The organism is Bradyrhizobium sp., from assembly GCF_035652035.1.
Classification (GTDB): domain Bacteria; phylum Pseudomonadota; class Alphaproteobacteria; order Rhizobiales; family Xanthobacteraceae; genus Bradyrhizobium.
In genome coordinates this window covers 1-5,338 of the sequence record NZ_DASREO010000089.1, presented here as the reverse complement: position 1 = coordinate 5,338, position 5,338 = coordinate 1, and the positions used below count along the sequence as shown (strand labels likewise).

The 5,338-nt window shown below is 61.4% G+C and carries 5 protein-coding genes; all 5 read left to right on the top strand.

The window, feature by feature from the left end:
- The first annotated feature begins 559 nt into the window (after window positions 1-559).
- The 5 genes from VFB05_RS23780 (at window position 560) to VFB05_RS23765 (ending at window position 4,882) form a co-directional block, all read left to right on the top strand.
- Window positions 560-811, top strand: a complete 252-nt coding sequence (locus tag VFB05_RS23780; protein ID WP_325016855.1) for a type II toxin-antitoxin system ParD family antitoxin — start codon at window positions 560-562, stop codon at window positions 809-811.
- Complete coding sequence (locus tag VFB05_RS32240) at window positions 808-1,104, top strand: type II toxin-antitoxin system RelE/ParE family toxin (protein ID WP_414643304.1); 297 nt, start codon at window positions 808-810, stop codon at window positions 1,102-1,104. Before VFB05_RS23780 ends, VFB05_RS32240 begins: the two co-directional genes overlap by 4 nt.
- 452 nt (window positions 1,105-1,556) lie before the next feature.
- A complete protein-coding gene (locus VFB05_RS23775; RefSeq protein WP_325016853.1) occupies window positions 1,557-1,760 on the top strand; it encodes an addiction module antidote protein in 204 nt (67 codons plus the stop codon).
- A gap of 95 nt (window positions 1,761-1,855) precedes the next feature.
- Entirely contained in the window at window positions 1,856-4,192 is a 2,337-nt protein-coding gene (locus tag VFB05_RS23770; RefSeq protein ID WP_325016851.1) for a beta-L-arabinofuranosidase domain-containing protein, read from the top strand.
- Window positions 4,193-4,450: 258 nt separating this feature from the next.
- On the top strand, window positions 4,451-4,882 hold the full coding sequence (locus tag VFB05_RS23765; protein WP_325016849.1) for a DUF3806 domain-containing protein: 432 nt from the start codon (window positions 4,451-4,453) through the stop codon (window positions 4,880-4,882).
- The last annotated feature ends 456 nt before the right edge of the window (window positions 4,883-5,338 follow it).

The window sequence follows — 5,338 nt, the reverse complement described above, 5'->3', positions numbered from 1 at the left end:
CGAAGCGCTGCTGCCCTGGAACGCTCGCAGCTCGCTGCCGACCACCCGCCGCGCAGCCTGAGGCGAGCCGGTCCGCCACCCCAGCGGCCCCTACGCCGGTGCGCTGTCGCGCGCAAGAACGGGGATGCCGGAGGGCTTACGCCAGCTTTGGGGAGGGAAGGGGATTTGAGGGGACAGGAAATCGAATGATTTCAGCAGGTTGTTGACTCTGCTCAGCGTTTCCTCGGGTTCGAATCCCTCTCTCTCCGCCAAATCAGCCACTTATGTCTACTGCGTCAACGATGGCTGGATCGCTCGTACGAAAACTGAAGCGAAATTCGCTGTTGGTTTCGCCCCACGTGTTTCCGCCGTCCGGCACATAAATTGCCCGCTTTTGCGACTGCACGCGCTCGGTGGGCGCTGTACGGAATCTTGGTTTCTGGCTGCGATCTCGCAATGATTACACCCATGCATAGGGTGCTGCGGCGGGCGCCCGCGGCATTTGGCCTGCAGGGTGAAGGGCATTTGGGCTGCTACCAATAATTACCATATAATAGTATGCCATCGGAGGAGACCCCGCATGAGTAAGACCACCAGCATTAGTCTCGGCGACCACTTCGAGAGCTTCATCGACCAGCAGCTAGCCAGTGGGCGCTACGGGTCCGCGAGTGAAGTGATCCGCGCCAGCCTACGCCTTCTTGAGGAGCGCGAGCACAAAATAGAGGGCCTTCGCAAGGCGTTGCTCGACGGCGAACGTAGTGGTGACGTCGGTGAGTTAGATATGCGCAAGATTAAGTCAAAGTCGCGGGGCAGCGCAAAATCCGGCTCGTGACGCGCAGCATCCATGTCCACGAGTCAGCCGAGAGCGATCTAATCGGCATATGGCGATACTCTTTCGAGCAGTGGGGTGAGCTCCAGGCTGACAAGTATCTCGATGAGTTGGACAGCGGTATCAGGAAGTTGGCAAATAATCCCGAGAGTGGGATGAGGCGCGACTTCGTGCGCGAGGGATACCGCGTGCTGTTTGTAAGCAGTCACGCTATCTATTACACGGTGACGCCCGATACTGTTCATATCATCCGAGTCTTGCACGGGCGTATGGATCCGGACAGGCATCTGGAATAAAGAAATCCCTGCCGCTGTTCGTCCGCGCTTCGTATGAGTTTGTGCGAAAACTGGCTCTTAATCATTTTCAGCGGGAGAGCCACCTGTTAGGTACTCTCTCCGGATGGCGAGCGCGCTGTCGATATCGGCTAAATCGACCTTGCCACCAAAGTGCTTGAGAGGTTCTCGTCAGACCTGCCGGTCATGTTACCTGCCGAGAGCAATGTCGATTTTGCCTATGTGGCTCACGTTCAGATGGTTGTCCGGGACGCTCATGATTGGTGTGGTACACCGGCAGGCCTGCCCGCAAGGGACTCGCAAGCACCTGCGGAGCCAAAGGGCTGGGACGCGTATGCGCCACGGCCATCGGGAGAGTCGTTCCAAGCTGTGGCTCTCGATCTGGATCCGCCGTCCGAAATATCAACTTCAGCGCAAAATCCGGGGATCAGGGGATGTGAGGGGAGGGATTCGGAATGAGTCTGAAGATTAACCCGAGCGCAGCGCGCAGATTTGGCGTGCGACGGTTCGATGCGTCCGAGTATCTGCGCGATGAAGTAGAAGTCGCCGCGTATCTGAAAGCCGCTGCCGCTGAAGAAGATCCCCGGATACTCGCCGTTGCGCTCGGGGATGTCGCGCGTGCGCGCGGTAAGTCGGAAGTTGCACGTAAGCGCGACTGACGGCCAGGGCGGCCTATGGGGCCCTGATTCGGGTTACTCCCAGATGGTATACCGCATATAGAATACGCAGGGCTTACCCACAAGGGGTGCATTTCATGAGTTCCATGGACATGCAGCGTCGCGCTTTTTTTAAGACGGTTCCTGGTGTCGCCGTCGGCCTCGCAGCGTTGTCGGCGTCGGCAAAGGGCGTGACGCCCGTGCCTAGACAGCCCATCGCCGAAGCGGCATTTCCCACGGGGCGTGAATACCCGATGCGGCCTTTGCCCTTCTGGGAGGTGAAGCTGAAGGACGATTTCTGGGCGCCCAAGGTGGCACGCAACGCCGAAGTCACGGTGCCGTTCGAGATCAGGAAGCTCGGCGTCGTCAACGACCAACTCGCCGGCGGCGTGCTGGAGGCGGCGATCTATATCGCCAAATCGCGGCCCGAACTGCACATGAACGAATATGTCGAGCGCTGCCTGCAGCCGATGCTCGCTTCACCGACCGCCGGCTACGAAAACCGGCAGTTCGAGCTCGGCGCGGCGCTCTGGTTCACCCTCGGCGACCGCCGACTGATCGACAAGTGTCTGCCCGATGCCGCCGCTCTGGAGCGCGAATTCCGCGAGAAAGACCCGCCCTACCCCGGCGGCGAGCGCCCGTCGATGAGCTGCACGCACCTCTATCGCGTGACGCGCGATCCGCGCCACCTCGCGCTCGCCAAACACTATCTCGACATCCGCGGGCGCGCCGACGCGCCGGGGCGTAGCCGCCACACCCAAAGCTGGCTCCCCGTGCTCGACCAGCACGAGGCGGCCGGCCATGCCGTGAACGGCGCCACGCTGATCTTGTCGATGCTCGATGTCGGCGTCTACAGCGGCGACCGGCGCTATTTCGACGCCGCCCACGCGATATGGACCGACGCCGTCACCAACAAGCTGTACATCTCCGGCGGCATTGGGCAGACCGGCAACGAAGGCTTCGGCCGGCCGCATGTGCTGCCCAATGTGTCGTCCTACACTGAAACTTGCGCGACGCTGATGTTCCAGAACCTCAACCATCGCTGGTTCATGGCGACCGGAGACGCGCGCTACATCGACCTGCTCGAGCGTGGGATGTACAACAACATGCTCGACGGGATATCCCATTCCGGAGACCACTTCTTCTACGTCAATCGCCTCGCCAGCGCCGGCGACGGACGCGACGAGCGCTGGCAGCACGCCTCGCTTGAATGCTGCCCGCCCAACCTGGTGCGCTTCCTCGCCTCGATGCCGGGGATGATCTACGCACAGGATCAGGCTGGCGCGATCTACGTCAATCTTTACGTCTCGAGCGAGGTCAGCTTCGCCGTAGGCGCCGGCACGCTGTATCTGGCTGTGGACAGCCAGATGCCCTGGCGCGGCCGCACGCAGATCAAAGTCGGCGCCGCCGCACCGCTGAAGACGGCCATACGCTTGCGCATCCCCGGCTGGGCGCGCGACCAACCGGCGCCGGGTGGCCTCTATCGCTACCTGGATCGGGCGGGCCCGGTGACGATCACAGTGAACGGAGCAGCGGTATCCGCGCAACCGGATCGACTGGGTTACGTGGCCATCGACCGCGCATGGCGCAACGGCGACACGGTGGTGATCGACCTGCCGATGGCGCCACGCCGCATCGTCGCCGACGAGCGTGTGCGCGAGACGTCGCGCCGCGTGGCCATATCGCTCGGGCCGATCGTCTATTGCGCGGAATGGCCGGAGGCGCCTGGCCGTAAGGCGCTCGACCTGGTGGTGGCGCCCGACGCGCCGCTGACCCCGCGTTTCGACGCCGGTTTCATGGACGGCGCGATGCTGATCGATACCGTGGCGCACCATGCCGCCGATGCGACGGGCAAGGTCGGCAGGCTTACCCTGATTCCCTACCACCTCTGGGCCAATCGCGGCGCGGGCGAGATGACCACCTGGCTACTGGCGGCGGACTACGAGGTGGGCGACGTCGGCCCGTCCGGCGGCCTGATCTTCTACAAGAACCCCGAGGCCGCGCGCGACGGCTGGCGCTATCTGGAGGCGATGCCGTTCGACCAGAGCCAGAGCGCGAAATGGGGTTGCTTCCGCCACGACGTCGCGGGCGCGAAGGGCACGGCGATCGGCACCGGAAAGCGCAACACCGCTGAAATGCTGCAGGGCTGTTCCGAGCCGGCCAGTGCCGCCCGCCTTTGCACCACGCTCAGGTTCAACGGCGTGAGCGACTGGTTCCTGCCGTCGCACGACGAATTGAAGGAGATGTACAAGGCGCTGAAGGCGACCGGCATCGGCGATTTCCGCGACGCCGGGATGTACGACAACTGCGAATACTGGACCTCGACGCAGAACGATACGGACATGGCCGCCCACATCGATTTCGCCGACGCCGGCCGGGACCACGGCGATGACAAGGACTTCCCGCGCCGGGTCCGGGCCATCCGGTCGTTCTGACGGCTGGTTTGCAATGCACAGTCGGAGGGGAACGCCATTGGAGTCTGGTACAGGGTCGGTACTCCGGTGGTGGCGTTTTGCGGGGGCTGCAGGAGAGTGAAATCCTGAGTCCGTCAATAACCCTCGCGGCATCTGGTCTGGTTCGACGCGAGGAGGGCCGTGTCTCGGCCCCTTACGATGCCATTTCGGCGGAGATGCATATTGAGATCGGATATTTGCCAGGCTCGCAGCAGCGCGGGGCGATGGGATAGATCGACGATGAGCGATCAGAAGATCGAGGCACCAAACGAATCGGACATCAGAGACATCGCGCGGGCGCTCATTCACGCTGACCAAGTCGTCAGCGAAGCGCTTGGGTCGAAGCTGAATGGATCAAGAGCTGACCTCTTGCTGATACAAAAGCTGCTGGATGCGGGTACTGTGGAACGAGAAGCCACCTACACCCTTCAGGCACTAGGCTTAGCGTTCGGCAAAGTCTTCATCGAAGAGAACGCAGATTATGATTGGTGGATGGTGCAGGACGAGTTTGGACGCGATCCAGCCATCCGTTACAGGCAGTCCGGCCTTTTGGCGTACCCGAGAACGATGATTTCGAAGCGGATAGAGGACGGTGAGTCTGTCAACGTGACCGAGCTGTTTGATGGGCTATGCCGCAGAATGGAGGATCTCGTTGAACGAGGATGGCTTTGACTCCGGCTATTCCCAGACCGGGAAGACTATGGGTAATTGAAAGCTTGGCCGGACGCTTACATCTCATCAGCATCTGGCGATACTCTTTCGAGGGTGGGGCGAAGTCTGCCCGCAAGGTGCCGCTTGGCTGACTCCCGGTAGCCATCGAGGTTGTTCCCCCGATAGACGTGCGATCCAGCTTTGGGCTGGTGCAGCGATTGGATGCCGCCCTTTCCTTGTGCGCCGCTCTACTCGTCGATCAGGGACGCGAGACGCTCCGGAGCGACGGGCTTGGTCAAGTGATGGTCGAACCCGGCGACCCTTGCGCGCCGCTTATCTGTACTAGTTTCGACTTGATCTGACACCCGACTTGAAGAGAGCGGGGTTACCCGGTTCAATGGTTGTTACCAAGCAATCACTGAACTTTCATGGGAGTAACCCCGCAATGAATCTTGTAAATCAAAGCATCATCAAGCA